This window comes from Nostoc sp. (assembly GCF_036919675.1).
Taxonomy (GTDB): domain Bacteria; phylum Cyanobacteriota; class Cyanobacteriia; order Cyanobacteriales; family Nostocaceae; genus Nostoc.
The window spans coordinates 1-1,456 of sequence record NZ_JBALCP010000017.1; the positions used below are offsets into that span (position 1 = coordinate 1).

The 1,456-nt window shown below is 41.6% G+C and carries 3 protein-coding genes; 1 reads left to right on the forward strand and 2 read right to left on the reverse strand.

From position 1 onward, the window contains the following. Nucleotides 1-220: 220 nt before the first annotated feature. Together V7K49_RS01375 and V7K49_RS01380 are read right to left on the reverse strand one after the other, a co-directional pair. Nucleotides 221-478 (reverse strand): helix-turn-helix domain-containing protein, encoded by a 258-nt coding sequence (locus V7K49_RS01375; RefSeq protein ID WP_335204223.1) that lies wholly within the window; start codon nt 476-478, stop codon nt 221-223. Nucleotides 479-606: 128 nt separating this feature from the next. Then, nucleotides 607-819, reverse strand: coding sequence for a helix-turn-helix domain-containing protein (locus V7K49_RS01380; RefSeq protein ID WP_190734108.1), 213 nt, complete (start codon nt 817-819; stop codon nt 607-609). Nucleotides 820-1,024: 205 nt separating this feature from the next. Here V7K49_RS01380 and V7K49_RS01385 point away from each other — a divergent pair, with 205 nt between their 5' ends. Beyond that, nucleotides 1,025-1,405, forward strand: a complete 381-nt coding sequence (locus V7K49_RS01385; protein ID WP_335204224.1) for a hypothetical protein — start codon at nt 1,025-1,027, stop codon at nt 1,403-1,405. The last annotated feature ends 51 nt before the right edge of the window (nt 1,406-1,456 follow it).

The following is a 1,456-nucleotide window of genomic DNA, read 5'->3' on the forward strand; positions in this document are numbered from 1 at the left end:
TCTTACCCTAGCCTGGATAGTGCCACTTTGTTTCTAACTTGATTGCTGATCAGGTAAGTCCGCTTGTCAATAGGGTTTGAGACGCGCTAACCCTGGTCGCATTGCTTAAAGTCGATTGCAAATCAATTTTAAAAATAGAGTTTTCATAAAATGGTTCAGACTTTAGAGGAAAAAATACTTTCGACTTATTAGTTAGTAAATGGCTGTAAAAAGCAATATGTTACGATGTTCGGTCTTTTGATTTGTCTGACACATAAGCTAACAAATCACCGGGCTGGCAATTAAGAGCTTTGCAGTATTTTTCTAGCATGTCTCTGTCTAGTCTCTCTGGCATCACCCGAATATTTTTGTGCTTGCTGACGGTTACAGGATGCAACCCTGTCATCTGGGCAAGCTTTTTATAGTCGATTTCTCTATCAGCCATTAATACAGCCAAGCGCCACTTGATCGGCATTGATTCTTCTATTGGTATCACCATATCTAACTTACACCTCCTTGTGTTTGCCCCAATGCTTACTGTGACAGTGGCACAAATCTAGTCAGCTTTCAAATGTGGTTATCTGGTGTTTGCCTAGTCTCAGTAGGTATTACTAGGCTTTGCATATTTTAATCTGGCTCGAACTTCAATAAATCGCCTGGATTACAGTTGAGTGCTTTACAAAGTTGATTAAGTGTTTCCCTATCCAGTCTCTTGGGCATATCACGGTATGCCTTTAGCTTTGAAATTGTGTTTGGATGAAGTCCTGTAATTTCTGCCAGTTCTCCAGTTTTAATATCACGTTCAAGCATGAGATAGGCCAAGTTCCACTTAATCGTCATTGGGAATAATGCGCTGCACTGCATCTTTAAAATTACCCTTTAACGGATGGAATCTAAACCTAGATTAGCTTCTACTAACCGATATGTCAATATTCTAATCGCAATGGTTGACAACTAATCGAAACGGTTAGATAATAAAAATAGAGAAAGCGCCCGACTACCAATCTGAAGCGCTTCTCTATTGTCCATTAAGACTTTATCAATTATGACTCACGTTATTTACACAGCACAACAGCTGCAACTGAAATCTATTGCCCGACTCAAGCAAATCTACAGCGAAATCGCCTGCACAGTCGAAGTAAGCGACAAACGCTGCAAGGATTCTTGGATTACTGCGATCGCGGATTATCAAGCCAGCAAGATTCAGAAACTCACCCCTGCTGCCCCCGACAACCAAGCCCTCGCCCAAGCCGAACTCGACAACTACATCGTTGACCAAGCCCAAGCCGTAGCTCCTGAACCCCTCACAATAGTCGAAATCTCCTTTTCCCATCACGAATATTACGCTGGTAATCAACTGATAGCTAGCATTAGCCATGACGATACAGCATTCACGGCTGTTATGAGGTACAATAACAGCAACTAGCAAACCAGTTTCTTAAATGTTGAGGATTGATTAAATCGAGTGCAACTGAGA